1 protein-coding gene and 1 pseudogene are annotated in these 736 nt (G+C 52.7%); both read left to right on the top strand.

Annotation, left to right across the window (positions count from 1 at the left end):
- Positions 1–378: gluconate 2-dehydrogenase subunit 3 family protein (locus PSSD_RS25990; RefSeq protein WP_167347714.1), on the top strand; the 378-nt coding region annotated here is incomplete at its 5' end.
- A gap of 18 nt (positions 379–396) precedes the next feature.
- Positions 397–736 (top strand): annotated as a pseudogene (locus PSSD_RS25995) (GMC family oxidoreductase); the annotation flags it as partial.

Here is a 736-nt window from a genome sequence, read left to right on the forward strand (position 1 = left end):
ATGGGCAGCCCGCAATTTCTCTCCGCGCCTAAACAACGCTATTTAACCGGGTTGCAAGCGCTGGAAAAATGGGCACAGAAAAATCATCAATCGTCATTCCATCACTTAAATGCCGACCAGGTTGATGATTTTCTGACAAACATGGAAGCCGGAAAAATCGATTTAGGCACGGAAGTGAATAGCCAGGCCTTTTTTGAATTAATGCTGCAAAACGCGCGTGAAGGATATTTAGCGGACCCGATTTATGGCGGCAATAAAAACATGGCGGGCTGGAAGATGATCGGTTTCCCTGGCGCACGCTATGATTATCGCCCTTATATTGAGCGTCGGAATGAAAACCTCGCACTTATTCCCGTCAGTCTGATCCCCAACGATTAATTACCCGGAGCTGAGTCAATGTCATTAGTTAGAAATAAAGCTGACGTGGTTATCGTTGGTATGGGTTGGGCCGGTTCAGTGATGGCGGAAGAACTCACCCGCGCTGGACTGAACGTGGTCGGTATTGAGCGGGGCGCATGGCGTGACACCTCAACCGATTTCCCGGTGGCGATTGATGCCGATGAACTGCGGTTCCACACGCGCCGCAAAATTCTGCAGCCGATGAGCGTCGAAACCACCACCTTCCGCAACCGCAGCGATCAGCTTGCCGCACCGGTACGTAACTGGTCGGCGTACCAGTTTGGCTGGAACGTGGGCGGCGCAGGCACCCACTGGGCGGGCATGTCGTGGCGCTTTA

It is taken from the genome of Type-D symbiont of Plautia stali (assembly GCF_001485335.1).
Classification (GTDB): domain Bacteria; phylum Pseudomonadota; class Gammaproteobacteria; order Enterobacterales; family Enterobacteriaceae; genus Pantoea; species Pantoea vagans_C.